The organism is Pseudomonas sp. GW-45 (assembly GCF_056896675.1).
In genome coordinates this window covers 2,523,294-2,550,253 of record NZ_CM167674.1, presented here as the reverse complement: position 1 = coordinate 2,550,253, position 26,960 = coordinate 2,523,294, and the positions used below count along the sequence as shown (strand labels likewise).

Sequence of the window (26,960 nt, the reverse complement as noted above, 5' to 3'; positions counted from 1 at the left end):
ATAAATCCGACGGGCTTGGGTGCGCTCGATTTGAAAACAGGTATACTGATTAAAATATTTGACGCCAAATTTACGACACATGGAAGGTTTGAGCAGGATAGCACTCAGGCGTTGTACGCGATAAGCCCGGCTTATCAGGAGAGGTAGCATGTCCCAGGACCCAAAGGTGGTATCGATCAAGTCGAGTCTCGCAGGCCGCCATGGCCAAGGCGTGAGCAAAGGTTTGTCTTTATTGCCGCTACCCTTAAGTGCCGTACGCGAGCATTTACAGCAATACCTGCATACGACGTTGAATACCCTGTTTGATAATGCCGACGACAACCTCTTCCAAATGGCTGATCGGGCGCCCAGTAATGCCGATCAATCACTCTTCTTTGAAGCCATGCGCACAGTGCGTCTGCAGCGTGGCAGCATCCTCAAAAGTGTTAGCGCCGGTCTGCAGCAAGCCACCGAGCAACTGAACAGTGATGCCCCAACCAAAACCGCTGCACATATCCCGTTCGAGCTGGACAGCCTGACTCTGGTTCAGCCCGATGAACTGGAGCAGTCGGTTGCGCTGGATGGCATGGTTAGCCGGGTAAATAATCGCAACCAGCAGTCTTTGATGCACTTGGCGATACGTAGTAACAGCCTGGTTAAAAGCCTTGTGGATGAGCGCAATAATCCCTTGGCTCCTGCGGCACTGGCAGAATACTTCGCTGAAGCGCTGAAGCCGCTGGCACTTGAAATTAAAGTCCGCTTGATTGTTCTTAAGCTCTTTGAGCGTTACGTATTCAATGCGATTGACGCCGAATATGAAGAATTGAACAAACTGTTGATCAACTCAGGGGTAATGCCAGATCTGCGCTTGGCACAAGTGTCTCCTTCGTCGCGTCGGGTGCCTGCAGCAGGGGTGGGTACGCGATCAACAGAGAAGGCGCGCGATAATCAGCCCGGTGCAGTAGATCAGCAGGAAGTGCTGAGTATGTTTAGCGAGCTGATCGGCAATTGGCGGCATGCCAGCGGTGATATGGCGCTGGCAGGCCTGTCTGGCGTTGGCGCAAGGCCCATGCCTAGCAATGAGCTGCTACAGGTTCTTGCCGAACTCCCGATTGAAGAAGCGACAGAAGCCAACGCCGGAAATCGGCTGCCTGGCATGCGTCAGCGTATTCAACAGGTGTTGCAAACGCAGCGCCAGCAGGAGGGCGGCGATCAGAAAGTCTTGGGCCGGGTGGATGATGATGTCATCAGCCTGGTATCCATGTTGTTCGATTTTATCCTCGAAGATCCGGCGTTGCCCTCTGCGGTCAAGGTGTTGATCGGTCGATTACAGCTGCCGATTTTGCGCGTAGCCATTGCCGATAAAAGCTTCTTCAGTCGTGGGGCACATCCGGCGCGGCGTTTATTGAATGAGCTGGCACGGGCGACCATGGGTTGGAGCGATCATGATGCCCCGCGTCGTGACCAGCTACATGGCTTGCTTGAGAACATTGTTGAACAGTTGCTGACGATAACCGAGCCGCAGGACGCGCTGTTCGAATCCTTGCATGCGGAATTGACTGCCTTTTTGCGTAACGAGCAGCGTCGTTCGGATCGTATTGAACAACGCACCCGCGACGCGGAAGAAGGGCGCGCGCGGATGCAGGTCGCACGAAATGACGTGGCCAAGGCGGTCAATGATTTGCTGGTAGGTCGTACCTTGCCGGTCACTGTAGTTGATCTGCTGCGTGATGTCTGGAGCCAGGTTTTGCAGATGGTTTGCTTGCGCGAAGGCGCCGGATCGACCGCCTGGGATAAGGCTGTGCGCTCGGCTCAGCAGATGATCGACAGCGTTGAATCCGTGCCTGCTGGAGAGCTGCAGCACCGAATCCAAACTAATGAAAAAGTACTTGAGGCGTTGCGTTCCGGATTGCAGCTGTTGGGCTTCGATGCCTCTGCCGTAGCGGTTCAGGTGGCGCGACTTGCGCAGCCGCAAATGTTGGCATTGTCTGCAGCGCAGGCCGCCGAATCGCAACGGGATCGTGATGAAAAAGCCGCGCTAGCGGCGCTGATACCGGCGTCCATTGCGGTGCCTGCGTCAGCACAAATAGTTGAGCCAGAGATCCCTGAGAGTGATGCGCCGAATGTCGAAGCATCCGCGCCGTTGCAGCGAGATGTTGTCGCGGCGGTTGTCGAGCCCATTGAGCAAGTGCACGTGGCTGAACCGGTGCTTGAGCAGGCTGACGTGGAGCCAGTGGCGGAAACGGTAGAAGATCTGCCGAGCGTCGGTGCCCAACGCTGGATTGAAAGCCTGCGGGCTGGATGCTGGTGTTTGCTGAGCGCGACTGATAGCCAGCCCGAGCAGCGTTGCAAGTTGGCAGCGATTATCAGCTTCAGCGGTAAGTACATTTTTGTGAATCGCGGCGGTATGAAAGTCGCCGAATTTGGTAAGTCGGAGCTGACCCGGCATTTCGATCAGGGGTTAATCACGCTGCTGGACGAAAATCAGCTGTTTGACCGTGCGCTCGAATCAGTTATCGGTAATCTGCGCCGCTTACAGTCTGCAAAGTCCTGATTAGACCGGCGTGCGCGGCTGCTTTGCTCCTGTTAGCATAGGGTTTTTGTTGATGGGGCCGATCTTATAATGCGTCTGCAAGAGGGCTGGTTAGACAGCGCGCAAATCTGCCGCTCAGAACACTTCAATGCCCGTCCTGATGGCGAGGCCGTCTCACTTCTGGTAGTACACAATATCAGCCTGCCACCCGGTCAGTTTGGCGGTGGTCATGTGCAACGTTTCTTCTGTGGCCAGCTTGACTCCTCTTTACACCCTTATTTCGCGCAAATATCTGAGCTGCGGGTTTCCGCGCACTTCCTGATTGAGCGAAGCGGGATCATTACGCAGTTCGTCAATTGCGATCAGCGCGCCTGGCACGCTGGCGCGTCTTCCTATGCTGGTCGCGCTGAATGTAACGATTTCTCGATAGGGATTGAGTTGGAGGGAGCAGATCAGACGGCCTACACTGACGCTCAGTATGATGCGCTCAGTGAGTTAACCAAGGCGTTGCAGGTAGCTTACCCGGCAATTACCCCTTGTCGAGTTACCGGTCACGAGTTTATCGCTCCGGGCCGCAAGACAGATCCGGGCGTGGCCTTTGACTGGCGTCGTTACTTGAGCAGCCTGGTCTGCGCTTCACCCAATCCCTAAAGGCTCCATAAATGCGTTTTCTGATCCTGTTGATCACTGCTTTGCTGGTTCGTTTCACCCCATTGCGACGGGGTATGCGGCCGGACTTAGCGGTTAGCTGGGCTAGCTATTGTGCTCGGCTGGCGGAGCGGCGACCCGGCTGGCGCGCGCTCGTGTGCTTGCTGCTGCCGTTGTTGCCACTCGAGCTTGCCTTCTGGATGCTTGCCGATGTCGCGTACGGTTTTTTTGTGCTGACACTCGGCGTACTGGTTTTGCTGTTCGGGCTAGGTGGCAATGAGCTGTTGCATGCTTTCGGTCGCCGTTTTGAGCAAGCCTGGGCGCGTGGCGATCAAGCCGCAGCGGCGTTGATCGCTGAAAATGATCTTGGCTTACAGGCCAGTGATGATCAAACGTTGCTGATGCAAGTTCGCGGGCGTTTATTGCGAGAGGCGTTGTCGGGGTATTTTGTGCCGGTTCTCTGGTTTTTATTGCTGGGGCCCTTGGGCGCGCTGGGATACCGTCTACTAAGGTTGTTTGTAGACCGCTTGGCATCTGATGAGCAGAGCTACGCGGGGAGCTTGGTGCACGCCATGGAGTGGCTACCTGCTCGCTTGCTGGCTGCCAGTTTTGCTTTGGTTGGGCATTTTGACCAGGTGTTGGCTGCGCTGCGTGGGGTCTGGAGCGACTGGGATCAGTCGGTAGAGCCGTTACTGGTCAGGGCAGCGGATGCGGCTCTGACGGGTGAGGCTAGCGCCGAGAAAAATCAAACGATTTTGGCGCCGACGCGAGCCCTATTGGTTCGAGCGATGCTTGCCTGGGCTGTACCCGTGGCATTGTTGGCATTACTCGGGTAGATTTCGCGCCAAGAGTAAAGTTGTCTCTGTACTGGCCGATAGAGTCAGCATGAGACAAGGGAAGCAGGCGAGGTGTCGCCATCCCGAACGCGGCAGCATACAAAACAAAACAAGGGTCGTTGTATAGATGACCTGATAGGCCCCGCCGCAGGCCAGTCTATTTAGGAGAGTAACTGGGTGAATAGTCTTCTTGCGCCTGCCATTGCCCTGATGAATCGCCTGAATTACGGCATGAAGTTCTGCCTGATCAGTGTGCTTTTCTTTGTCCCCCTCGGTATTGTCAGCAGTATGGTAGTGCACCAGGCGTATGAGCGCGTCAAAGTTACGCGCCATGCCCAGGATAACTTGGCGCTGGTTCGCGCAAGCTCCGATATCGTGCGCGATGCTGAGCTGATTCGTGACATGGAGAACGTCAATTCGCTGTTGGGGCAGGGCCAGTTTGCCGCTGAATTAGAAAAGCGCGGTGCAGATTTGCGCAAATTGATCTTGGACAAGCTCCGCGCGCTGCCGCTGGACGGTGAGGATGCTGGCGCTAGTGATGTCGTAACCAAACGCGATGAAATGATTACCTTGTATGAAGGTTTCGCCAATGAGTCGGTTAGCGGCAAAAAAGTGTTGTCGGTTCAGGGGCTGGCAGATGCTACTACGCTGCTCAATTTCAGCGCTGCTTATACTGGCCTACCGCAGGATTTTGACCGCGATGTACGGCAACTTACCGAATTATTGATTGACGCTACGCCGCAGGTTACCTCGGCGCTGGGCGAAGGCCGTGCGGTGGGCGCGTATTCGATGGGCCTTGGCTTTATCAATTCTGATGCCAGTCGCGCAATGGACGACTTGTTTGAATTGCTGCAAAAGTTGACTGCCAATTACCAGCAAGTGTTGCAGCAGACGCTTGCCGGGCAGGGCCTGCAGAGCATCAAGCCAGCGGCTGACGCGAGTATCGAAAGTCTGAGCATCGCGCAGAACATCTTCGATGAAGAAATCATTTTGGCCAATTCGCTGGAAGGCGAGTGGGATGATTATTTTGAACGTATCACCACCGAAATAGATAAAACTTACGCACTGGATACGGCGATCTTTGACGCGCTTCGCGCGCGCTTGAACACGCGTTTAGGTGAGAATCAGCGCTCTATGCTGGTGTTGATCGTTTCGCTCTCGCTGGTGGGGCTGTTGATCATCTATCTGTACGCCGGTTTCTATATGGCGACGCGGCGCACCTTGAAACGTTTGTCCTCACAAATGGCTCAAGTAGCCGGTGGTGACATGACCGTTCAGGTGGTGGTAGATAGCCGAGATGAGCTTGGCGATCTGGCTGCTGATTTCAACAATACCGTGCTTAAAGTGCGCGAGCTGATTCGTCAGGTCAGTGCTACCTCTGATCAAGTTCAGGAGCAGTCACGTCAGGTCGAAAGCATTGCGAGTGAAAGTAGCCAAGCCGCGACCTCACAGCGCAGCCAGATCGAGCAGGTGGCAACCGCGATGAATGAGATGGCGGCTACGTCGCAAGAGGTGGCGCGTAGTGCCGCCTTGGCGGTGACCAACGCCGAAGAGGTTAATACTCAGACGCTGAGCGGTCGCAGGCTGGTCGAGTCTTCGGTGGACGGCATTGAGAAGCTGTCGGGCGAGATCGAGAACTCGGTTCGCGTGATCAATCAGTTGGCTGACGATAGCTCCTCCATTAGCCGCGTATTGGATGTTATTAAAGGGGTTGCCGAACAGACCAACCTGCTGGCGCTGAACGCGGCCATCGAGGCTGCACGTGCGGGCGAGCAAGGAAGAGGCTTTGCCGTGGTGGCCGATGAAGTGCGCACGCTGGCCAGACGTACGCAGCAGTCGACTGAAGAGATCGAGCAGATGATTGTGCGTCTGCAGGACGGGGTTGGCGCAGCAGTAAAAGCGATGGGCAGTAGCCACAGCATGACGGCTGAAACTGTAGACGCTTCACTCAGGGTGCAAGCCGGGCTAGACAGCATTCTCAAGTCGGTGACGCATATCGTCGATCAGAGCCAGCAAATTGCCGCTGCGGCAGAAGAGCAAACAGCGGTCAGCCATGATATTGATCAGAATATTGTTGAGATCAATCATGCGGGCGAGCGTACCGCCGAAGGCGCCCGCAAGGCAGAGGAATCCAGCGGCCGCATGGCGCAGCTGGTGCAGTCGCTGCAGAGCATCATTAGCGCGTTTAAGGTTTGATTTAGTAGGCGCCTGAACTCAGGCCGAAGGCTTGGGTTTGGGCGCCCATAGCACTTCAGGCGTTTCCTCCAGGCGGGCGATCGTGCGCGCCATCACAAACAGCAGATCAGATAACCGGTTCAGGTAGATCAATGCCTGCTGGTTGATGTCATCTTGCTGCGCAAGACTCAGGTATTGACGCTCAGCACGCCGGCAGACGCTGCGGGCCAGATGCGCTTGAGCTATCGCGCGCGAGCCACCGGGCAAAATGAAATTTTTCAACGGCTGCAGATGTTCATTCAACTGGTCTATTTGTTGCTCCAGCTGTGTGACATCGGTGGCGTCGATAATGTCGTAGCCAGGCACGGCCAGCTCCCCACCTAGATCGAACAGCCTGTGCTGAATGGGCGTTAGCATTGTCAGCAGAGAATGTAGGCGGCAATCGGTCAGCTCGGTGATCATTAGCCCCACGTGGCAGTTGAGTTCATCCACTTCGCCCATTGCCGCGACTCGCGGGTGGTTTTTGGCGATGCGCTCTCCACTGGCTAAGCCGGTGTCACCCTTATCGCCGGTGCGTGTGTAGAGTTTGCTCAAGCGATAGCCCATGGTCGATTGCTCTCTGGTGTTGAAAATGTGGGTTATTGAAACGTCGGGCTAGCCTAGCGGCAAATGCAGTGGTCAGTCCACGGGTAGGTCTAGTTCAGCCAAGCGTCGCTGTGTGGCATACAGCAGGCGGTTCAATGCTGGGGTGGGGATGCGCTCGTGCTGCGCCAGTCGACAAGCGTACCCGAGAATATAGTCCAGTTCGGTACGGCGTTTAGCATGCATATCCTGGCGCATGGACGAGCTGTTGTTGGCGGTGCGCCGGATAACCTCATAAATTTGCGTGGGGAGGTCGTCGAGGTGTGGAACGGCCTGGCTAGTCAGTAACGCTTGCAGCTCAGCAATGCATTCATCCAGCCAGCTACCGGCGACATTGGGTACCTCGCCATTAACGCAGTCAAACAGCAGCGTGAAAGGGTTAATCGCGCAGTTGACGGCCAGTTTGCGCCAGAGCACCGCAACGATGTTGTCATCCCACTGCCATTGCACGGCGTTGCTGTCGAGTTGCTTCAACCACTCGGGCGCAGGCTGCTCTAGTGGGTCGCCGATCAGTGTTGTGCCTTGGCCTGCCCATATCACGTGTCGCGGTGCGGGTTGCCAAGCGCCATCGGTCACGCTGGCATAGAGCACGCGCTGTTCAGTAAAAGCATCGCTCACCTGTTGTTGTGCGCCGAGACCGTTCTGCAACAGCAGTATCTGGCTGCGCTTACTCAGGCGATGACGAACCGACTCCACAGCGGCGAGCGTAGAGTGGGCTTTGGTGGCAACTATCAGTGTTTGAATGGGGGTGTCGGACGTCGTAGCTACTTCTACGTTGGCCTGCTGCTGACTTTGGTGGCCTTGTTGCTCGAATATCAGCTTATTATCCGCAGTGCGCCAAACCTCTAGGGTGGCTTGGTTGCGCACCAGCAAGCTGCAGGGTTGTCCTGCTTGCTGCAGGCGTGCGAGCCATAACAACCCCAGACTACCAGCTCCTAGAACATGCATCATTGCGCGCGTTATTTGCTGCGGGCTTCGGTGATCAAGTTGGTCTCATAGGCTTCGTTCAGGTGCTCTTCGACCAGCTGCAACAGTGCTTCAGGGGTGGGTAACTCTTGCTTGTTGGTGACGGTGCTTAATGCCATGCCAGCTCGAATTGATAGGTAGCCTTCAGTGGTTTTGAAGGCTTTTAGGTTCAAGCCATCGTGCAATCGACGGAAGCTGTTGGGTTTGCAGTCATCGGCATCGTCTGCCAAAGTTACTATGGCGAACGCGTTGCTACCCACCCGCGCGATAACATCGGTAGGCCGTACCAGCTGCTGTAGCCGGCGTGCGGTGCCGCGTAGCACTTCCTGCTGGACCGGCTCACCGAAACGCTCGCCCAGCGAGGCCAGGTTCTGTACGCCGAGGACCACTACGCAGCAGGCACCGCCGCGGGAGTCAACATTGCGCAACGCGTCGTTAAGGCGTTGCAACAGATAGCGGCGATTGCCGATAGCGGTGAGGCTGTCGACCATGTTGTGTTCTTCAAGCTGAGCATTGTTATTGGCTAGCAGATGGTTTTCATCGAGCAGGCGGTTGATCAGTTGAGAGGTGCGGTCCGCAGCAAAAATGCGTGGCAGAAGTTGCTCATTCATCGAGGATTTGCTGATGAAGTCGTCGACGCCACGGTCAAAGGCCTCACCGAGCACGTTGTCACCCTCGCGGGCGGTCAGTAGTACCACGTAGGTATAGTGATCATCTTGCTCGTCCACTTGCCTGATGCGGGTCGTTAGCTCTAGCCCGTCCATCTCGGGCATTAGCCAATCCGCCACCATGACACTGGATGGGCGCTGCTCGTGCATGCGCAGGGCGTCCATTGCAGAGCTGGCGAAACGGATGTCGTTGTAACCTGCTTGACTCAGCGTGTGACCGATAACGGCGCTGCTGAACTTCGTATCGTCAACCACCATAATGCTGAGTTGGGGGTTAGGCATGAAGGTGCTCCCTGCTGATCGTTGGCTAACTGCCGTTATAATGCCACGAGGTTATACTGTTGTTTTGTAATGAACATCATAATTTTTACGTTTTGCATGGGGTTATGCCAATGCCATCTTTTGACGTCGTATCTGAACTCGACAAACATGAAGTAACTAACGCGGTTGATAACGCTATGAAAGAACTCGAGCGGCGTTACGATTTGCGCGGCAAGGGTAAGTTTGAATTCAATCAGAAAGACTTAAAAATAACCCTAACCGGTGATGCTGAATTCCAGCTTGAGCAGATGCTGGAGATTCTTAAATTGAGCCTGGTAAAACGCAAGATTGATATCCAATGCCTAGAGGTGAAGGACTCATTTGCCTCAGGCAAACAGGTCAAGCAGGATGTGATCTTGCGTGAGGGGATTGATAAGGAACTGGCGAGAAAAATTGTTGCCTTGATTAAGGATGCAAAACTCAAGGTGCAGGCTGCTATCCAGGGTGAGCAGGTGCGGGTGACTGGCAAGAAACGAGATGATTTGCAGGAGGCTATGGCTCTGCTGCGCGGCAGTGAGATGGATATGCCGCTACAATTCAACAATTTCCGAGACTGATTTAAAACCAAGTGGGGGTTACGATGGATGAATTAATGGCAAAAATGGAAGGGCTGGAAGAGGCCTGGTTGCCGCTGGTAATTGAATATGGCAGTCAGTTGCTGCTTGCTTTGGTGACGCTGGCCGTTGGTTGGTGGATTGTCGGCCGGGTGGTTGCGACGCTGGACAAAGTGATGACGCGACGTCAGGTCGAGCCGACGTTGCATGGCTTTGTCAGTACCTTGGTTAGCATCGCGCTGAAAGTGCTGTTGCTGATCAGTGTTGCCGGCATGATAGGCATTGAAACCACCTCCTTTATTGCTGTTCTAGGTGCCGCTGGTCTGGCTGTTGGTCTGGCGCTGCAGGGTAGCCTCGCGAATTTTGCCGGTGGCACGCTCATTCTGTTTTTGCGTCCATTCCGAGCTGGTGAGTACATCGAGGCGCAGGGCGTTTCCGGTACAGTCGATAGCATTCAGATCTTCAATACCATTTTGAAAACCCCCGACAACAAAACCGTGATCGTACCCAACGGCAGTCTGTCTAATGGCAATATCGTTAACTATTCCCGCCAGGCTACACGGCGCGTCGATGTGAATATTGGTATCGACTATGGCGATAGCGTGAAACAAGCACGTTCTATTCTGCTTGGGTTGGCCGAGGCCGACAGCCGTGTTTTCAAGGATCCGGCTGCAGTGGTATGGCTTGCCTCGCTGGGCGACAACTCGGTAAACCTCTCTTTGCGTATGTGGGCCAAGACCGAAGACTTTTGGGGTGTGTTTTGGGATATTCAGGAACAGGCCAAAGAAGCATTCGATGAACAGGGCATTTCCATTCCGTTTCCGCAACGCACTGTCCATGTGGTTACTCAACCGAGTGTTGAGTCTGCCTCGGAGTAGTCTGCAAGGCGATTAAGAAAACCCGGCAAACGCCGGGTTTTTTGTTTTCTGTTAGCCCGAAAGATCAACGGTGCGTCGTCGCCGCGAATGTGTCGACCCTGTCGCAGTTATTGAACGCGACCGCGAAAATGGGAACATCCTAAAATGTTTTTTGTCCAATCACTTGGGTAACGTGCACTTGTGCGCGTTTCTTAAACAATTACGTGAGAAGGTGAACGTTATGAAACATGTCTTGAGAACCTCCTTGATCGTTGCTGCACTGATGCCCGGTTTGGGTTTTGCGGCCCCGTCCGCAGGTGACAACGAGATCACCTTGAGCGGCGCGGGCTCGAGTGACAAGGATTTTGACAGCAATGGTTTCTCATTCCAGGGTAGCTGGGGTCAGTACCTGAGTGAGTCCTCTTTGTGGGGGATTCGTCAGAGTGTCGGGATTTCCGACTCTGAAGGTGAGAGCACCGACTTCACTGGCTCCACTCGCGCATTCTACGACTACCATTTTGGTAGTGGTAAAGCGAAACCCTTCATTGGTGCCAGCATTGGTGGCATCTACGGTGATGGTGTGGACGACAGCTTCACAGCTGGTCCAGAGTTGGGTCTGAAGTATTGGGTCAAGGACGACGTGTTTATTACTGGCATGATGGAGTACCAGTTCCTGTTTAAGAATAGCGACGGCGCCAGCGACAACTACGACGACGGCGCGATCTTCTACAGCGTGGGTGTCGGTTTCAACTACTAAGCCCAGTAGCACGGCGTCCTCGCGGGCGCCGTCTGTTTTCCTGCTGTTTGTCCTCTCCCTTATGTGCTTCCTTACGCTATCAGCCATTAACCCGCATTAATCGATGCCGGGGCGCTTAAGCCTGTCCGGGTGAGCGAATCTTAGCAGCATAAAAGCCAGTACGATGGCCGGCAGGCCGGTTAGCGCGGTCAGCATGAAAAACTCCGTCCAGCCCACGCTCTCTGCTAACACGCCAGTAAATCCCGCAGCGAACTGACCCGGTAGTGTCATCAGCGAGCTGAACAGCGCGTATTGAGTCGCGGTATACGCGGTATTGGTTAGGCTAGATAGGTAAGCAATAAACACAGAAATGGCCAGGCCCCCGGTGATGTTGTCGGCGATGATCGCCAACACCAGGCCGTCTGGTTGTGGGCCGATATGTGCCAGCCAAGCGAAGATCAAGTTGGTCGCCGGCGCCATGAACGCGGTAAGTATCAATATGGGAGCAATGCCGAAACGCGCGACCAGTAGACCGCCGAGGGCTGCGCCGGTTAACGTCATGGCGAGTCCGAAGGCTGCTGCAATGTTGGCTATCTGCTCTTTGCTGAAGCCGATATCCAAATAGAAAGGATTGGCCATGGTGCCCATGAATATATCGCTGATGCGAAAGGTGGCGATGAACAACAGTACGATTAGCGCGGTTTTACCATATCGCTCAAAGAATTCGGTGAAGGGAGCCACAAAAGCGTTAAAGAACCAGCTGGAGACGCTTAAACGCCAACCCTGGTGTTGAGACTGGCCAAGAAAACGCGTCAGGCGCTCCTCTTGCGCCAAGGTGTCGCTGGTGATGTGCACCTTGGGTTCAGCAATGCATAGCGTGGTTAGCACGCCCACTAGCATTAACGCGGCCATGCCGATATAGGCATGGCTCCAGCTGTCCAGCGCGGCAATATGCAGCGCACCGGCGCCGGCGGCCAGAATGGCTACCCGATAACCGGTAACATAGGTCGCGGCCATCGCCGCTTGTCGATGCCGGGCTTCGGCTTCAACGCGATAGGCGTCGATTGCTACGTCCTGTGTGGCCGAGCCAAAAGCCACTAATACTGCCCAGATCGCGACTAACTCAATCTGTTCTAATGGGTCGCTCATGGCCATACCGAACAGGCCGCCGGCAATTACTAGCTGCGCAAGAAACATCCAGCTACGCCGCCGCCCCATTAATCGCGTCAGTAATGGCACCGGCAGCCGGTCGATCAGCGGAGCCCAGAGCACTTTGATCGAGTGTGCCATGCCAACCCAGCTGAGAAAGCCGATTGCCGCCAGTTCTACACCCAGATCGCGTAGCCATGCGCTAAATGTGCCGCCCACCAGCAGTAACGGCAAACCGGCGGAAAAACCCAGAAACAGCATGCCGATGACACGAGGTTGTAGATAAACTTTCAGTCCTTCCGCTTTGGGCAGGCTAGGGGTGTCGGAAGAACGGGAGCTCATGAATATCCTTTTTGTAATAGTGTTTAGAGGGCTAAGGCTCAAGGCCATCCATATTGCCGCAGGTTGACGCGTCCGTCGCGCACCAATACGCCTTCGGCCAGCAAACGGGCTCGTTGTTCCGAGCCACTGGGGCTGTCGGCCGGCAGCGACAGCTTGCCCTGGCTGTTAAGCACCCGATGCCAGGGCAGGCGAGTATCTTCCGGTAACTGTCCTAGCCAGCGCCCAACTAAACGGGCGCCGCGGCCCATGCCAGAAAGCTCGGCGACCTTGCCGTAGCTGGTTACCCGGCCTACCGGAATACTTGCCAGCACCTGAAAAAACGCCTGTTTTTTTTGCTCATTTGTGCCCTGAGTGACTACTTGTGGGAACACAGCGGTGTTCTGTGGGTCTTTCATGGATAATATCTCGTTTTATCCGACGTTCTTTTGAAAGGTGAGAGCATGCAGTTTGTACGTAAAGCGCTGGCGCTGAGTCTGTCATTGGTCCCCTTGAGCAGTGTCGCCGATACGCTCTGGCTCGACAATGGTGATCGTCTCACCGGAAAAATCGAGTTTCTTGAGGCTGGCAAGATATCAATCAAGACCGATTTTGCCGGCTTGGTAACGGTGAGCACGTCGCGGGTAAAGACCTTTGAGAGTGACGATCCCTTGCTGCTCAAGCTTGGCGACCAGGCTCAGTACATTACGCGTGTAGATGCTTCGGAAAATAAAGGTGAGGTGACTCTCGCTTTCGAAGAGTCGGAAAATCAGGCGCGCAGCGTCTCGTTGGACAAGATCAGCCAGTTGTTGGTGCCGAAACCCATCATTCAAGATATGGTCTGGGAGGGTGACGCTACCGCCTCGCTAGAGCTAAAGGATACCTCGGGTACCGAAACCGAAGATCTGGATGTGGACTTGAGCTCACGCCTGCGGCACGGGGATTGGCGTCACGACGTTGCCCTGGATTATGAGCGGGATTATCGAGACGACATAAAAAGCAGACATGCTTGGGAGGTGGATTACGACCTTAACCGCTTCCTGACTGAGCACTGGTTTTGGATGACCAGCATGCGCTATCAACGCGATTACCTGAATGAAATCGCCAAGCAGCGCCAGTTCGGTATGGGTCCTGGTTATGAGTGGTGGAACAACTCGCTAGGGCGCTTTGAAACCTCTGCGCGTCTCGACCGAATCTGGACTGAGGAGCGCGACGGGACAGAAAACGCCTACAACGCCCTGGGTCTGCAATGGGATTACCGTCGCTTCCTGCTGGGCAAGCGTTTTGAGTTTTTCCACAAAGCGGAAACCCAAATCCCAGACGATCCTAATGTGCGCTACATGATCGATACCGAAGCGGGTTTGCGCTACCTGTTGACCAGCTGGGCATCGCTAAATGTTAAAGCAGAATTGGATTATCTGAACAGCTCGGACAATACCGGTTATCGAGACACCCGATACACCATGGGCCTGGGCGTCGGCTGGTAACAAAAAAGTACGCAACCAGAAAGCAGAACGGGCGCCTTGAGCGCCCGTTTTGTTAATAAGGATCTCTTGCTTGCGCGACTAGATACGCAGGCCGCCGTCGAGCTCCAGGATGCGACCGGTGTAATAATCGTTTTCGAACAGATAGGCCGCCGAATGTGCGATTTCGGCTGGCTTGCCCATGCGCTTGAGCGGAATGCCTGAGGTCATCTTCTCCAGCGCTTCGGGCTTCATACTGTTGGTCATGTCGGTTTCGATGAAACCCGGTGCAATGCCTGCAACGCGGATGCCGTAACGAGACAGCTCCTTGGCCCAGGTTACGGTCATGGCGGCGACACCGGCCTTGGCGGCAGTGTAGTTGGATTGGCCCACATTGCCGGCGCGCGAGATCGACGAAATATTAATGATCAGGCCCTGATTGCCCAGCTCGACCATCTTGGCTGCCACTTCGCGGGTGCCCAGAAAAACGCCAGTCAGGTTAACGTCGATGACCGACTGCCACTGCGCCAGGCTCATTTTCTGGGTAACACCGTCCTTCACCTTGAGCAGCAGACCATCGCGCAAGATGCCGGCGTTGTTGATCAACCCGTTGATGGCGCCGAAATCCTCGGCAACCTGACTTACCATGTGAATCACTTGCTCTTCGTTGGCGACATTGCAGATGTAGGCACGAGCATCACCACCGGCGGATTTGCATCCGGCAACAGCGGCGTCGAGCGCTTCTTGATTCAGGTCTACCAGAGCGAGTTTGGCGCCCTTGGCTGCCAGGAACTCGGCCATGGAACGGCCCAGGCCTTGGCCACCGCCGGTGATAATGATGACGCTGTCTTTCAAATGCATGAGGTGCTCCTCGGAAAGAGTGAAGGATTCAGGTGGGCAAGAATGCCCGAGTTTGGTTCGTTTTTGAATTCCCTCGCAGCAGATTTGGTCATTTTTTGACTTAATTACTGAAGCGTAATCTGTGTAGATATGCCTTGAAAGCCTGCTTTCCTGTACCCATATAGTTCTTACATACAATCTTGAGAGGTACGCATGCCCCTTTTTCGTTTACTGATGCTGGTATTCCCGCTCCTCGAGCTGGCATCACTGATTGTGCTCGGCGACCGGATAGGCGTCGGGGCGACTCTGTTCTGGGTGCTAGGTACTGGTGTGCTTGGCTTGTTGCTGATTCAGCGTCAGGGCTTCAGCATGTTGCAACAGCTGCAACTCAAAATGGCCGAGAATCGTTCCCCTTTCGCGGTACTGAAAACCGGCATGTGGTGGCTGCTGGCGGGTGTTTTGCTAATGATCCCTGGCCTGATTACAGATGCATTGGCGGTGCCTTGTCTGGTCATGGCGCTGCTAAACAAAGGCCGGCCGGCTCCCGGTGAACCGGGTGGTCCCGGGGTCTATAAACGGGGCGGTAATACCATCATCGAAGGCGAATGGAAGCCTGGTGATGAAAAGCCGGTCGAGCCCGAAGAACGAATTGATCAGCGCTGAAAAAAATCTGCTTGCGGCCCTTGAAATAGCTACCCAGGGCCCCATCTAAGTTGCACCGGTTTTGACAAGCTCTCCCGGAAGGGGAGCAACAGAACAGTGACGTGGCTTCGGCCCGTCCTTCGAGCCTGGTAAAGGCTCGTTTTAAACTCGAATGGCCGATTTTTCGGCAATTGACATTACCTATTGGGAGACACTTAACGATGAAAATTCGTCCGTTACACGATCGTGTTGTCGTTCGTCGCAGCGAAGAAGAGACTAAAACCGCTGGTGGTATCGTTCTGCCAGGCTCTGCCGCAGAAAAGCCGAATACCGGTGTTGTCATTTCCGTAGGTACCGGTCGCGTGCTGGACAACGGTGAAGTCCGCCCGTTGGCCCTCAAAGAAGGCGACAAGGTTGTTTTCGGTCCTTACTCCGGCAACAACACCATCAAGATCGATGGTGAAGACCTGCTGATCATGAGCGAAACCGAAATCTTTGGTGTGCTGGAAGCCTGAACAAGGCTCCGCTGCACCCCTTAACGAACTCATTTGAAGGAAAGCAAACATGGCTGCTAAAGAAGTTAAATTTGGTATCTCCGGTCGTAACAAGATGCTGGACGGCGTTAACACGCTGGCCAACGCTGTTAAAGCTACCTTGGGGCCAAAAGGTCGCAACGTACTGATCGAGCGCAGCTTCGGCGCGCCGCTGATCACTAAGGACGGCGTAACCGTTGCTAAAGAAATCGAGCTGAAAGACCGCTTTGAAAACATGGGCGCTCAGCTGGTTAAAGATGTTGCCTCACGTGCCAATGATGACGCAGGTGACGGTACTACTACTGCTACCGTTCTGGCTCAGGCCATTGTTACCGAAGGTTTGAAGGCGGTAGCTGCTGGCATGAACCCAATGGACCTCAAGCGTGGCATCGACAAGGCAACTGCTGCCATCGTTGCTGAGCTGAAGAATCTGGCCAAGCCTTGCGCTGATTCCAAGGCCATCGCTCAGGTAGGCACCATCTCAGCTAACTCTGATTCCTCGGTCGGCAACATCATTGCTGAAGCCATGGATCGTGTTGGTAAAGAAGGCGTGATCACTGTTGAAGAAGGTTCCGGCCTTGACAACGAGCTGTCTGTTGTAGAAGGCATGCAGTTTGATCGCGGTTATCTGTCTCCTTACTTCGTCAACAAGCCAGAAACTATGTCTGCTGATCTGGATCAGCCGTACATCCTGCTGGTTGACAAGAAAATCTCTAACATCCGTGAGCTGCTGCCGGTTCTGGAAGCGGTTGCCAAGTCTGGCCGTCCGCTGATGATCGTTGCAGAAGACGTTGAAGGCGAAGCGCTGGCGACTCTGGTTGTCAACAACATGCGCGGCATCGTCAAGGTTGTTGCGGTTAAGGCGCCTGGTTTCGGCGATCGCCGTAAAGCCATGCTGCAGGACATCGCTGTACTGACCGGTGGTACCGTAATCAGTGAAGAGATTGGCCTGAGCCTGGAAACCGCTACTCTGGAGCACCTGGGTCAAGCCAAGAGCGTTCAGATCAACAAAGACAACTCCACCATCGTTGATGGCGCCGGCCAAAAAGGCGATATCGAAGCTCGTGTATCTCAGCTGCGCAAGCAAGTTGAAGACACTACTTCTGATTACGACCGTGAGAAGCTGCAAGAGCGTCTGGCCAAGTTGGCGGGTGGTGTTGCTGTGATCAAGGTTGGTGCTGCTACCGAAGTTGAAATGAAAGAGAAGAAGCACCGCGTAGAAGACGCTCTGCACGCTACTCGCGCTGCAGTTGAAGAAGGCGTTGTACCTGGTGGTGGTGTTGCTCTGGTTCGCACTTTGGCAGCTATCGAAGGCCTGAAGGGCGACAACGAAGATCAGAACGTGGGTATCAAGTTGCTGCGTCGCGCCGTTGAAGCGCCGCTGCGTCAGATCGTTACTAATGCCGGTGAAGAAGCTGCTGTAGTACTGCAAGCTGTTAAAGCTGGCACAGGTAACTACGGTTACAACGCGGCTACTGGCGAGTACGGCGACATGATTGAGATGGGTATTCTCGATCCAGCTAAGGTAACTCGTGCTGCACTGCAGGCGGCTGCCTCGGTTGCCAGCTTGATGATCACTACCGAAGCCATGATCGCTGATCTGCCTGAAGAGGGCGGTGCTGCTGGCATGCCTGATATGGGCGGCATGGGTGGTATGGGCGGTATGGGCGGCATGATGTAATAGTGCTGCACCGTTAGACCCGAAACCCGGCTCTGTTGAGCCGGGTTTTTTTATACCTGCAGATCGGCGGTGGCTGATAAGACAGTTAAATGAAACCTTTGGCACGTATGGCTTGTAAGAGATCGCCTACAAGGCGTGTAAGTGATTCACACTGCGAGTTGTGAGCGGAAAGGCTGTTTCTTTCATGTAGAAAATCAACTCTTTGTTTATATTGGTTTTTATTTTCTGTAGGCCTTCTGTCGCAGCTTTTTAGTGGGGTTGCGCGGCGGCCGCGGATTGATAATATACCCCCAAGCGCAACGGATAGCGCTGCTCGGCAGGATGCTTGAGCCAAGGAATTTCAGGATGATGCAGCCAGGATGGCTAGACACGGAAGGCACATAGGGACTGAAGAGTGGGCGAGTTTACTCGCCCCTTTTTTTTGCCTGAAATTTGGCGTCGGCCAAACTTTGGCGTTTGTTTAGCTTTTAGTTCACCGTCCAATCAAGCATTAAAAAACCGGCTTTAGGCCGGTTTTTTAATGCTGCTGAGCGGGTGTGAATTAACGCTCCAGATACTGCAACTTGTCTGGTACGCCATCCCACTCTTCGGAGTCTTCCAGTGCTTCTTTCTTCTCGGTGATATTCGGCCAAACTTCGGCAAGATCTGCGTTTAGCTCGGTGAATTCCTGCATGTCTTCCGGGATTTCGTCCTCGGAAAAAATTGCAGTTGCAGGGCACTCCGGCTCACAGAGTGCGCAGTCAATGCACTCATCCGGGTGAATGACCAAAAAATTCGGGCCTTCGTAGAAGCAGTCGACCGGGCAGACCTCAACGCAATCGGTGTACTTGCACTTGATGCAGTTGTCGGTAACAACAAAAGTCATGGTGGGGTCTCCATCAGAATCAGGCGAACAAAATCTGGCGCGTAGTTTACCAGCTTTTACGCATGGGTACAGAGCGGTCGCGCTGTTTGCGTAGATTAAGCGGTGTTTGCCGCACGTTTAATGAAAATGAATATCATTTACCTGCAAGTTATAACCATTCCTTCTTCATTTGGTACAGCAGATCCAGCGCCTGACGTGGGCTAAGTTCGTCTGGCTGCAATGCTTGCAACTGTTCTACCAAGGGGTGTGGCGCATTGGCAAAAAGGTCATTCTGCATTGACAGCCCAGGCTGCTCATTACGTCCTCGCCCGCTACTTTGCTGCTCCAGGCTACTTTGTTCCAGCTTGGCTAGGTGCTCGCGCGCGCGCAGGATTACTGAACGCGGAACGCCTGCCAATTGAGCCACCTGTAAACCATAGCTCTGGCTGGCTGGTCCGGCTTGTACCTGATGCAGGAAAACGATGCGTTCGTTGTGCTCTGTGGCGTTCAGGTGCACGTTGGCAACGCCAGCATCGGTCTCGGCCATACCGGTAAGCTCAAAGTAATGGGTGGCAAACAGCGTGAAGGCGCGCACTTTGGCCAGATACTCGGCAGCGGACCAAGCTAGTGACAGACCATCGAAGGTGCTGGTGCCGCGGCCAACTTCATCCATGAGTACTAGGCTGTCGGCGGTCGCGTTATTGAGAATATTCGCAGTTTCGCTCATTTCTACCATAAAAGTAGAGCGGCCCCCGGCCAGGTCATCACTGGAGCCGATGCGGGTAAAGATGCGATCAACGCAAGACAGCTCAACTTCGGTTGCGGGCACAAAGCTGCCGATGTGCGCGAGCAGCACTATTAGCGCGGTCTGGCGCATGTAGGTCGACTTACCGCCCATGTTGGGACCGGTGATGACCAGCATGCGCGTATCGTCATCGAGCGTCAGGTCATTGGCGACGAAGGGCGTCTCCAACACTTGCTCGACCACGGAATGACGCCCTTGTTGAATGTTGATGCTGCTGCCCTCGATAAATCGGGGGCGACTGTAATCCAGCGTGTCGGCACGCTCAGCCAAGGTGCTAAGCACATCCACCTCGGCCAGGCCGGATGCGGTGCTTTGCAATGCAGCGAGATCTTCATTCAAGCGGTCCAGCAGCTCTTCGTACAACTGCTTTTCGCGCGTCAAAGCACGGCTGCGTGCAGACAGCGCCTTGTCTTCAAAGGTCTTGAGCTCGGGCGTGATAAAGCGCTCGGCTCCCTTCAGAGTTTGTCGGCGAATATAATCTGCCGGGGCTTTCTCCGCCTGACTGCGTGATAGTTCAATGAAGTAGCCGTGCACACGGTTGTAACCTACCTTGAGGCTGTTCAGGCCACTGCGCTCGCGCTCTCGGGTTTCCAGATCAATAAGATACTGGCCAGCGTTCTCGCTGATGTTCTGTAGCTCGTCCAGCTCGGCGTCAAAGCCGGCCTTGATTACGCCGCCATCGCGCAACACCGCTGGTGGGTTGTCGATCACCGCGCGGTTGAGCAAGTCCGCTAACTCGGGGTAAGTCTGAATCTGCTGTGCCAATGCCACGAGATGCTCAGATTCGAGATCGTGCATGCAGTTTTGTAGCTCGGGTAGCGCCAGCAGAGCATCGCGTAAGCGTGCAAGATCCCGTGGCCGTGCGGAGCGCAAAGCGACGCGTGCGAGAATCCGCTCGACATCGCCAATACCTTTTAGCTGCGGTTGCAGGTCGAGATAAAACTGTTGATCCAATAGTGTACTGATGCTGGCTTGCCGTGCATTGAGAATCTGCATGTCGCGCAATGGTCGATTCAGCCAGCGCGAAAGCTGTCGACTACCCATGGCGGTGGCGCTGTGATCCAGTACATCGAGCAGCGTGTTATCGCGTCCGCCACTGAGGTTCTGATCTATTTCCAGGTTGCGGCGGCTGGCGCTGTCGATAATAACGCTGTCTTCAAAGCGCTCCTGCGCGATGCTGCGAATATGCGGCAAGGCGGTGCGCTGGGTTTCCTTGGCGTAACTCAATAGCGCGCCGGCCGCGCCGATGCCCAGCGTCAACGAGGCGCAACCAAATCCGGCCAGATCCTTAGTGCTAAATTGCTGAGTCAGTGCTTTGTGAGCGCTGTCTTGATCAAACTCCCAAGGAGCACGGCGACGCACCGCGCGGCGGCGCTCGATGGGGGTGTTGCTTTCCCAGTCGTCAGGGATCAGCAGCTCCGCTGGCGCCAAACGTTCCAGCTCGCCCAGCAAGGTTTCCCAGCCACGCAGTTCCATAACCACAAAGCGGCCGCTGTTGATGTCTAGGGTGGCCAAGCCAAAGCCTCGTTCTGCGCCAACCAGCGCCGCCAACAGGTTATCGCGGCGCTCATCCAGCAGAGCTTCATCACTAACGGTGCCGGGCGTGATGATACGAGCAACTTGCCGTTCAACCGGGCCTTTGCTGGTAGCTGGGTCACCGATCTGCTCACAGATCACTACTGACTCGCCGAGTTTAACCAGCTTGGCTAGATAGCCCTCGGCTGCGTGATAGGGCAGTCCAGCCATGGGAATTGGCTGGCCACCGGACTGGCCTCGCGCAGTCAAGGTGATGTCTAGCAGACGTGCGGCTTTCTTTGCGTCGTCATAAAACAGCTCGTAAAAGTCGCCCATGCGGTAGAACAGCAATTGCTCGGGATGTTGCTGCTTGATGCTGAAGTACTGTTGCATCATGGGCGTATGGCTGGACGTGGCGGTCTTATCTTTTTTCATCGGATTTGCAGCTTTATTAATCAAATGGGGATGCGCGACAAGCATGGCGGCGGTTGCTGAGCTGTTTTCAGTGGGTGGCTGCCAGTGGCTCCCAATGGTTGTTTTGGGGCGCGAAATTGGCAGCAAGGTTATCACGCTGGCCCGAGCGGCTGCAGTTGTGCGGGCCGATTTTTTACAGGCTCTTTGGCAGCGCTGTTTTTCGTGCATAAACTTGGTGTCCGCGCGGCGGAATAACGAGATAACAGCAGGTAATGGTCATGGCATTTTGAAGCAACAAAGAGGCAGATTTACGGTCCCAAGGGTATTCGCAGCGCGCCTTGCAAATGGCATGCTGGATCATTGTTCGGCTAATGAGGTAACCCATGTCGCAATATGACCCATTGATTGATTCCGCAGCCGCCCGCTTGGGGCGAGTACTGGACCATCTCAGCTGTCGCGTCACCACGGCGGAGTCATGTACCGGCGGTGGTATTGCCGAGGCCATTACCCGCATCGCGGGCAGCTCAGCTTGGTTCGAGACAGGTTTTGTAACCTATGCCAACCGCAGCAAGCAGCGCTGGCTTGGTGTTAATGAAGAAGTGCTGCAAGCCCATGGTGCGGTGAGCGAGCGGGTGGTAGAAGCAATGGCAGCTGGCGCGCTAACGGCCGCAGAAGCGCAATTCGCGGTGGCAGTTAGTGGTATTGCAGGGCCGGACGGCGGCAGCCCCGAGAAGCCGGTGGGTACAGTTTGGTTTGGCTGGGCACTTGCCGATGGCAGCGTGTTAACCGAATGCAAACGTTTCAAGGGAGGGCGCCGGGAAGTGCGCGCGCAAACCGTGTTACACGCGCTGGACCGGCTGGTTTTAGAAGCGGAAAAACAAGCTGCGAACCGGTTATCAGTCTGAGCGAAAAAGGGGGTAGGCAACGCCAGATTTCTGTGGAACAATACTGACCAAATATACAGTACTTTCACTTTATCGGGTGCCGCGGCCCCGCCAAGCCAAAGAGGATTCACCATGGACGACAACAAGAAGAAGGCGCTTTCAGCTGCCTTGAGTCAGATTGAACGTCAATTTGGCAAAGGCGCGGTGATGCGCATGGGCGATCACGAACGCCAATCTATTCCTGCTATTTCTACCGGTTCACTCGGGTTGGATATTGCACTGGGCCTTGGCGGCCTGCCCAAGGGCCGAATTGTGGAGATCTACGGTCCAGAATCATCCGGTAAAACCACGCTGACACTCTCGGTTATCGCGCAGGCGCAGAAGCAGGGCGCTACCTGTGCCTTCGTTGATGCAGAACACGCGCTGGATCCTGAGTACGCCGGAAAGCTGGGTGTTAATGTCGACGACCTGCTGGTGTCGCAGCCTGACACCGGCGAACAGGCGCTGGAAATCACTGACATGCTGGTGCGTTCCAACGCGGTAGACGTGATCATTATCGACTCGGTAGCCGCACTGGTACCCAAGGCGGAAATCGAAGGCGAGATGGGTGATCACCACGTGGGTGTGCAGGCTCGTTTGATGTCACAGGCGCTGCGCAAGATTACCGGTAACATCAAGAATGCCAATTGCCTGGTTATCTTCATTAACCAGATCCGCATGAAGATCGGCGTAATGTTTGGTAATCCGGAAACCACTACGGGTGGTAACGCATTGAAGTTCTACTCCTCCGTGCGTTTGGATATTCGTCGCACTGGTGCAGTAAAGGACGGCGATGAAGTGATTGGCAGTGAAACTCGCGTCAAAGTGGTTAAGAACAAAGTGGCTCCGCCGTTCCGTCAGGCTGAATTTCAGATCCTTTACGGCATTGGCATCTATCACAATGCCGAGATTGTTGATTTGGGCGTGCAGATCGGCCTAGTAGAGAAGTCCGGTGCCTGGTACAGCTATAAGGGCAACAAAATCGGACAGGGTAAGGCTAACGCAGCCAAATACATGGAAGAAAATCCTGCCATCGCCGAAGAAATCGAAAAAGCCATTCGTGACAAGCTGTTGGCCAAGCCCAGCAAGTCAAAGACGGAAGCTGAGGTTGATGCTGAAGTCGAAGGCTAAAGCTCTAGTCTAATGTTATCGCGTACTGTGCTGGAGACGCCGGCTGGGATACGCCGCTCAGCAATGGACTTGCTGGCGCGGCGTGAACACAGTTACTCCGAACTATTGCGCAAGCTACGCCAACGCGGTGCAGTTACTGCAGACGCTGAGGTTGAGCTTGATCGTTTGGTCGAGGATGGTCTGCTCAGTGACGAGCGATTCTGCGAGGCTTATGTGTATTCCCGCAGTCAGCGTGGTTATGGTCCGGCGAAGTTGCGTGAAGAGTTGCGTCAGCGCGGCGTGGCTGAAGCCCTTGTCGAGCAGACCTTGTCTGGTGATGAATGGGATTGGACAGGCTTGGCTCGGAAGGTGTTTAAAAAGCGCTTTCCTGAGGGCGAGGCTGCCGAACCACTTGAGCGAGCCAAACAACTTCGCTTCATGCAATACCGAGGGTTTTCACGCTTTGAGGCAGACTGACAGAGCCAGAAAGTGCGCAATGCACTTTCACTTTGGTGACTGCCGAAGAATATAGCCCCTCAGCACGCCAAACAGCTTGATTCTAAGTAGCTTTCAGTTAGCTCACGGATGTTCTGAATAAAACCATCTTGCCGACATGAAGCACGCTTGGTTTTTGCGTGCTCGCCCGGCGCGGACTCGGTCACCATGTCAAGCCGTCCGGTAGACGGCATGGATGGGGTTATGCGTCACATCGTTTGGCAGTGTTCGGCGATAAAGCTCTGCGTGAGAACCGGTTGGTCACTGCCCTTGATGATGAAGTGATAGGTCAGTGTTGCCCCCATATCCAGCAAGCGGCGAAAGCGTAAGTCAGTGCAGACGCTGGCTTGGAGTTGGGTGCGAATCAACAGCGGATCTTCCTGCATGCGCTCTGCGTAAGCAGCATCCACCGATAGCCGATTAATCAGTTCATCACCCTGGGCCTCAAAGCCCATATCGGTAATGTTGTCGTTAATAGCGCGCGGCGTGCCTTCACTGCTTTCCGTCGCAACTTGGTTCAGGGTTTCCTCCAAACGTGAATCGCGCAGGGACGCAGAATGTGCCTCTGAAGCCAGAAAAAAGGCAAGTAACAGGGGGAACCAACGCATTAAATTTCTCCAATTCAAATGACAACATTACATGACTCGTACGGCTTCAGACCGCGCAGGTAAGAACTGGTTCGCTGAGGTTTAATTATCTTCGTGGAGTCGCGTCGGTTGCCGGAGGTTAGAATGTGGCTAGGTGAACACCTGCCTGCCAGCGATTGGAGACTATTAAGTAAATGACGGTTAAGCAAAACAACGCAGTTGAACGTCTGCGTGAGGCGGCCATTGCGCGATCTACGCGACCTTTTTTGGCGCGCGGAGCGCGGGTCAAGCGTTGTGTTTCATGCCAGCTGGCGTTGGCCGCCTGTATTTGTGCGCAGCGTCCAGCATTACAAGCGGACGTCACCTTTTGTTTGTTGATGCACTCACTGGAGCCGCTAAAGCCAACCAATACCGGCAGGTTGATTGCCGAGTGCTTAGCCGATACACAGGCGTTTGTTTGGGCGAGGACTGAGGTTGATCCAGGGTTGCTAGCTCTGCTTGCGGACCCGCAGTACCAAGCCTATGTGGTGTTTCCGGGCGAGTATGCCATGGCGCAGCAAGTGGTTTTTCGCGAGCTTGCTGCGCGACCTGCGCGTCGACCGTTATTGATCATTCTTGATGCGACATGGACTCAGGCGCGCAAAATGTTTCGCAAGAGCCCCTATCTGGCAGAGTTGCCGGTGCTGAGTATGGAGACCGAGCAGTTATCGCGCTATCGGCTGCGCCGCTCCAGCCGTGATGATCACTTGTGCACGGTTGAGGTGGCCATCGCCTGCTTGGCGTTAGCCGGGGAGCAGCAGGCGGCGCAGCAGCTAAACCAGTATTTCGAGCTGTTTAGTGACAGCTATTTAAATAGCATCCGACTACGTCGTGATGATGCTTAGCTGTCTTTGACAACCGCTTGCTAGTGGTGGCCGGCAGGCTCCTGCTGTACAGGCGTTGGTTTTTTACGGCGTTCCATATAAATGGGTACCAGCTGCGCCAGCAGCATGCCGCCCAGCATCAGCGCGCAACCAAACAGACCGCGTGGGCTGAGTGTTTCTCCCAAGATTAGCCAGCCGGCCAGCGCTGCGAATACGGCTTCGAGGCTGAGGATGATGGCAGCGTGTGAGGTGATCGCGTCCTTTTGGGCGACTACTTGCAAAGTGAAGGCTACACCAACGGCCAACACGCCCCCATACAAGATCGCCGGCAGGGCCTGTTGAATCATTGGCAGATGTATAGGCTCGAAAATCAACGCCAGTATCAGGCTGACTACCGCGCAGACCATAAATTGGACGAAGGACACCAAAATGGGATCGTAGCGGCTCGCTAGCGCGCCGACCATGAGTACGTGTATCGCCCAGCAGGCCGCGCCAACCAATTGTAACCAATCCCCAGAGGCCACTTGAAAGCCAGGCCCCACACTCAGCAGCACCATGCCAACTAATGCCAGCAGGGCGCCAGCCCAAGTGCCTTTATGGGTGCGCATGCCAATGAACAAGCCGAACACCGGGACCAGAATGACATAAAGGCCGGTGATAAAGCCGGAATTGGTCACGGTGGTAAACATCAGGCCTATTTGCTGCAGGTTGATGCCCAACGTAAGGACGCAACCTAGCGCCAGACTACCGAGCAACATCGGCTTGCTAACGCGACTCGGCGTGCCAAGCCTGGCCGGTTTACGCAGTAGCCATATCAGTGGGGCTACAGCGATTGCGCCGACCAAAAAGCGCAATCCGGTATAAAGAAAGGGACCGATATGGTCCATCCCCAGGCGCTGAGCGACAAAGGTGCTGCCCCAGATCATGGCGGTCAGGAGCATCAGGGCGTCGGCGCGATAGTGGCGAAGATTCATTAAGGCAAGCTCGGTAGGAAAAACCACCATTATCCTGTTTCCGCCAAGGATAAAGCCAGATACAGTTGGGCGCGCTTACTGTGCTGCTGTATCGCCAAAGTCGCATTGACGGCAACTGCAGTGACTGGCAGTCTCAGCTTGATACAAAACCATAAAAATAACGACTCTTTGGGACAATACGCATGGGTCTTAGTTATGACATTTTGATTGCGGACGATCACCCACTATTTCGCAGCGCACTGCGCCAGGCTCTTAGCGCTGGTCTTGGCGAAACAATCACCCTCAATGAAGTCGGTAGCATCGACGGGCTTCAGGTTGAACTTGCCAACCGCGCTCACTGGGACCTGGTTTTGCTTGATCTGAACATGCCGGGTGCTTACGGTTTTTCTGGTCTGGTGCAATTACGAGGTCAGTTTCCACACATCCCCGTTGTGATGATCTCCGCGCAAGAAGAGTCCTCGGTGGCACGACGCGCCAAAGATTTTGGTGCCAGCGGCTTTATTCCCAAGTCGGCCACGCTGGAAGCCATCCAGGAATCCGTTCAAGCGGTATTGGAGGGCGGTGTTTGTTGGCCTTCGGGGCTGGATGATCCCAAGGGCATGACGTCTGAGCAGCAGCAAATCAGCACCCGCGTAGCTAGTCTTACGCCGCAGCAATTCAGAGTCTTGACCATGGTCTGCGATGGCTTGTTAAACAAGCAGATTGCTTATGAACTGTCTGTTTCTGAAGCCACTATCAAAGCGCACGTAACGGCTATCTTTCGCAAACTCGAAGTACGCACACGCACCCAGGCCGCTCTGGCTTTGCAGCAGATGGAACTCAGCAAGATCGGTTAACCGGATTTGCGTCTACGACTGAAGTCTGAGCTTGCGCTGCTGGGCAAAGCTAC

26 protein-coding genes and 2 pseudogenes are annotated in these 26,960 nt (G+C 54.7%); 18 read left to right on the top strand and 10 right to left on the bottom strand.

Features of this window, described 5'->3' with window-relative positions; all coding sequences use genetic code 11:
- The first annotated feature begins 148 nt into the window (after nt 1–148).
- The 5 genes and pseudogenes from AC1XYH_RS11695 to AC1XYH_RS11675 all read left to right on the top strand — a co-directional run.
- Nucleotides 149–2,533: a DUF1631 domain-containing protein gene (locus tag AC1XYH_RS11695; RefSeq protein ID WP_483323354.1), complete on the top strand. Its 2,385-nt coding sequence runs from the start codon at nt 149–151 to the stop codon at nt 2,531–2,533.
- 69 nt (nt 2,534–2,602) lie between these two features.
- Nucleotides 2,603–3,163 carry a 1,6-anhydro-N-acetylmuramyl-L-alanine amidase AmpD gene (gene ampD / locus AC1XYH_RS11690; protein WP_483323353.1) on the top strand — a complete coding sequence of 187 codons (561 nt, stop codon included), beginning with the start codon at nt 2,603–2,605 and terminating at the stop codon, nt 3,161–3,163.
- An 11-nt stretch (nt 3,164–3,174) separates the two neighbouring features.
- Nucleotides 3,175–3,996, top strand: a complete 822-nt coding sequence (gene ampE, locus AC1XYH_RS11685; protein ID WP_483323352.1) for a regulatory signaling modulator protein AmpE — start codon at nt 3,175–3,177, stop codon at nt 3,994–3,996.
- 210 nt (nt 3,997–4,206) lie between these two features.
- Nucleotides 4,207–5,283: pseudogene (locus AC1XYH_RS11680) on the top strand (methyl-accepting chemotaxis protein); the annotation flags it as partial.
- A 393-nt stretch (nt 5,284–5,676) separates the two neighbouring features.
- A pseudogene (locus AC1XYH_RS11675) lies at nt 5,677–6,192 on the top strand (methyl-accepting chemotaxis protein); the annotation flags it as partial.
- 18 nt (nt 6,193–6,210) lie between these two features.
- On the opposite strand, the gene AC1XYH_RS11670 reads toward AC1XYH_RS11675, so the two are convergent.
- The 3 genes from AC1XYH_RS11670 to AC1XYH_RS11660 form a co-directional block, all read right to left on the bottom strand.
- Nucleotides 6,211–6,777 carry a cob(I)yrinic acid a,c-diamide adenosyltransferase gene (locus AC1XYH_RS11670; protein ID WP_483323351.1) on the bottom strand — a complete coding sequence of 189 codons (567 nt, stop codon included), beginning with the start codon at nt 6,775–6,777 and terminating at the stop codon, nt 6,211–6,213.
- A 72-nt stretch (nt 6,778–6,849) separates the two neighbouring features.
- Complete coding sequence (locus tag AC1XYH_RS11665) at nt 6,850–7,764, bottom strand: 2-dehydropantoate 2-reductase (protein WP_483323350.1); 915 nt, start codon at nt 7,762–7,764, stop codon at nt 6,850–6,852.
- Between the two features lie 8 nt (nt 7,765–7,772).
- A complete protein-coding gene (locus AC1XYH_RS11660) occupies nt 7,773–8,729 on the bottom strand; it encodes a GGDEF domain-containing response regulator (RefSeq protein ID WP_483323349.1) in 957 nt (318 codons plus the stop codon).
- Between the two features lie 110 nt (nt 8,730–8,839).
- Here AC1XYH_RS11660 and AC1XYH_RS11655 point away from each other — a divergent pair, with 110 nt between their 5' ends.
- The 3 genes from AC1XYH_RS11655 to AC1XYH_RS11645 all read left to right on the top strand — a co-directional run bounded on the left by AC1XYH_RS11655 (nt 8,840) and on the right by AC1XYH_RS11645 (nt 10,936).
- The gene (locus AC1XYH_RS11655; protein ID WP_483326367.1) at nt 8,840–9,325 is read left to right on the top strand and encodes a YajQ family cyclic di-GMP-binding protein; all 486 of its coding nucleotides are present in this window, start codon (nt 8,840–8,842) and stop codon (nt 9,323–9,325) included.
- A 23-nt stretch (nt 9,326–9,348) separates the two neighbouring features.
- Nucleotides 9,349–10,200, top strand: coding sequence for a mechanosensitive ion channel family protein (locus AC1XYH_RS11650; RefSeq protein WP_483323348.1), 852 nt, complete (start codon nt 9,349–9,351; stop codon nt 10,198–10,200).
- A gap of 220 nt (nt 10,201–10,420) precedes the next feature.
- Nucleotides 10,421–10,936: a hypothetical protein gene (locus AC1XYH_RS11645; RefSeq protein ID WP_483323347.1), complete on the top strand. Its 516-nt coding sequence runs from the start codon at nt 10,421–10,423 to the stop codon at nt 10,934–10,936.
- A 96-nt stretch (nt 10,937–11,032) separates the two neighbouring features.
- Here the strand turns inward: AC1XYH_RS11645 and AC1XYH_RS11640 are convergent, their stop codons facing one another.
- Together AC1XYH_RS11640 and AC1XYH_RS11635 are read right to left on the bottom strand one after the other, a co-directional pair.
- Nucleotides 11,033–12,406, bottom strand: coding sequence for an AmpG family muropeptide MFS transporter (locus AC1XYH_RS11640; protein WP_483323346.1), 1,374 nt, complete (start codon nt 12,404–12,406; stop codon nt 11,033–11,035).
- A 38-nt stretch (nt 12,407–12,444) separates the two neighbouring features.
- Nucleotides 12,445–12,801, bottom strand: coding sequence for an MGMT family protein (locus AC1XYH_RS11635; RefSeq protein ID WP_483323345.1), 357 nt, complete (start codon nt 12,799–12,801; stop codon nt 12,445–12,447).
- Between the two features lie 45 nt (nt 12,802–12,846).
- Between AC1XYH_RS11635 and AC1XYH_RS11630 the strand changes: the two genes are divergently transcribed.
- Nucleotides 12,847–13,869, top strand: a complete 1,023-nt coding sequence (locus tag AC1XYH_RS11630) for a DUF481 domain-containing protein (RefSeq protein ID WP_483323344.1) — start codon at nt 12,847–12,849, stop codon at nt 13,867–13,869.
- 78 nt (nt 13,870–13,947) lie between these two features.
- On the opposite strand, the gene AC1XYH_RS11625 is transcribed toward AC1XYH_RS11630, so the two are convergent.
- The gene (locus tag AC1XYH_RS11625; RefSeq protein ID WP_483323343.1) at nt 13,948–14,706 is read right to left on the bottom strand and encodes an SDR family oxidoreductase; all 759 of its coding nucleotides are present in this window, start codon (nt 14,704–14,706) and stop codon (nt 13,948–13,950) included.
- Nucleotides 14,707–14,898: 192 nt separating this feature from the next.
- Between AC1XYH_RS11625 and AC1XYH_RS11620 the strand changes: the two genes are divergently transcribed.
- The 3 genes from AC1XYH_RS11620 to groL all read left to right on the top strand — a co-directional run bounded on the left by AC1XYH_RS11620 (nt 14,899) and on the right by groL (nt 17,541).
- Nucleotides 14,899–15,348, top strand: a complete 450-nt coding sequence (locus AC1XYH_RS11620) for an FxsA family protein (protein WP_483323342.1) — start codon at nt 14,899–14,901, stop codon at nt 15,346–15,348.
- 200 nt (nt 15,349–15,548) lie between these two features.
- Entirely contained in the window at nt 15,549–15,842 is a 294-nt protein-coding gene (locus AC1XYH_RS11615; RefSeq protein ID WP_483323341.1) for a co-chaperone GroES, read from the top strand.
- Between the two features lie 49 nt (nt 15,843–15,891).
- Nucleotides 15,892–17,541: a chaperonin GroEL gene (groL, locus tag AC1XYH_RS11610; RefSeq protein WP_483323340.1), complete on the top strand. Its 1,650-nt coding sequence runs from the start codon at nt 15,892–15,894 to the stop codon at nt 17,539–17,541.
- Nucleotides 17,542–18,082: 541 nt separating this feature from the next.
- Here the strand turns inward: groL and fdxA are convergent.
- Together fdxA and mutS are read right to left on the bottom strand one after the other, a co-directional pair.
- Nucleotides 18,083–18,406 (bottom strand): ferredoxin FdxA, encoded by a 324-nt coding sequence (gene fdxA / locus AC1XYH_RS11605; RefSeq protein ID WP_483323339.1) that lies wholly within the window; start codon nt 18,404–18,406, stop codon nt 18,083–18,085.
- Between the two features lie 148 nt (nt 18,407–18,554).
- Nucleotides 18,555–21,140 (bottom strand): DNA mismatch repair protein MutS, encoded by a 2,586-nt coding sequence (gene mutS / locus AC1XYH_RS11600; RefSeq protein WP_483323338.1) that lies wholly within the window; start codon nt 21,138–21,140, stop codon nt 18,555–18,557.
- Between mutS and AC1XYH_RS11595 the strand changes: the two genes are divergently transcribed.
- The 4 genes from AC1XYH_RS11595 to AC1XYH_RS11580 all read left to right on the top strand — a co-directional run bounded on the left by AC1XYH_RS11595 (nt 21,100) and on the right by AC1XYH_RS11580 (nt 23,629).
- Nucleotides 21,100–21,516 (top strand): hypothetical protein, encoded by a 417-nt coding sequence (locus AC1XYH_RS11595; RefSeq protein ID WP_483323337.1) that lies wholly within the window; start codon nt 21,100–21,102, stop codon nt 21,514–21,516. The two genes, mutS and AC1XYH_RS11595, sit on opposite strands and share 41 nt — an antisense overlap.
- Nucleotides 21,503–22,024 carry a CinA family protein gene (locus AC1XYH_RS11590; RefSeq protein WP_483323336.1) on the top strand — a complete coding sequence of 174 codons (522 nt, stop codon included), beginning with the start codon at nt 21,503–21,505 and terminating at the stop codon, nt 22,022–22,024. The genes AC1XYH_RS11595 and AC1XYH_RS11590 overlap by 14 nt, the downstream gene beginning before the upstream one ends.
- Before the next feature lie 111 nt (nt 22,025–22,135).
- Nucleotides 22,136–23,173, top strand: a complete 1,038-nt coding sequence (gene recA, locus AC1XYH_RS11585; RefSeq protein WP_483323335.1) for a recombinase RecA — start codon at nt 22,136–22,138, stop codon at nt 23,171–23,173.
- Between the two features lie 12 nt (nt 23,174–23,185).
- A complete protein-coding gene (locus tag AC1XYH_RS11580; RefSeq protein ID WP_483323334.1) occupies nt 23,186–23,629 on the top strand; it encodes a regulatory protein RecX in 444 nt (147 codons plus the stop codon).
- A gap of 227 nt (nt 23,630–23,856) precedes the next feature.
- Here the strand turns inward: AC1XYH_RS11580 and AC1XYH_RS11575 are convergent, their stop codons facing one another.
- The gene (locus AC1XYH_RS11575) at nt 23,857–24,255 is read right to left on the bottom strand and encodes a PA3611 family quorum-sensing-regulated virulence factor (RefSeq protein ID WP_483323333.1); all 399 of its coding nucleotides are present in this window, start codon (nt 24,253–24,255) and stop codon (nt 23,857–23,859) included.
- A 173-nt stretch (nt 24,256–24,428) separates the two neighbouring features.
- Between AC1XYH_RS11575 and AC1XYH_RS11570 the strand changes: the two genes are divergently transcribed.
- Nucleotides 24,429–25,118, top strand: coding sequence for a tRNA-uridine aminocarboxypropyltransferase (locus AC1XYH_RS11570; RefSeq protein ID WP_483323332.1), 690 nt, complete (start codon nt 24,429–24,431; stop codon nt 25,116–25,118).
- A gap of 20 nt (nt 25,119–25,138) precedes the next feature.
- On the opposite strand, the gene AC1XYH_RS11565 is transcribed toward AC1XYH_RS11570, so the two are convergent.
- The gene (locus AC1XYH_RS11565; protein WP_483323331.1) at nt 25,139–26,071 is read right to left on the bottom strand and encodes a DMT family transporter; all 933 of its coding nucleotides are present in this window, start codon (nt 26,069–26,071) and stop codon (nt 25,139–25,141) included.
- Nucleotides 26,072–26,253: 182 nt separating this feature from the next.
- Between AC1XYH_RS11565 and AC1XYH_RS11560 the strand changes: the two genes are divergently transcribed.
- On the top strand, nt 26,254–26,907 hold the full coding sequence (locus AC1XYH_RS11560) for a response regulator transcription factor (RefSeq protein WP_483323330.1): 654 nt from the start codon (nt 26,254–26,256) through the stop codon (nt 26,905–26,907).
- Nucleotides 26,908–26,960: the final 53 nt, after the last annotated feature.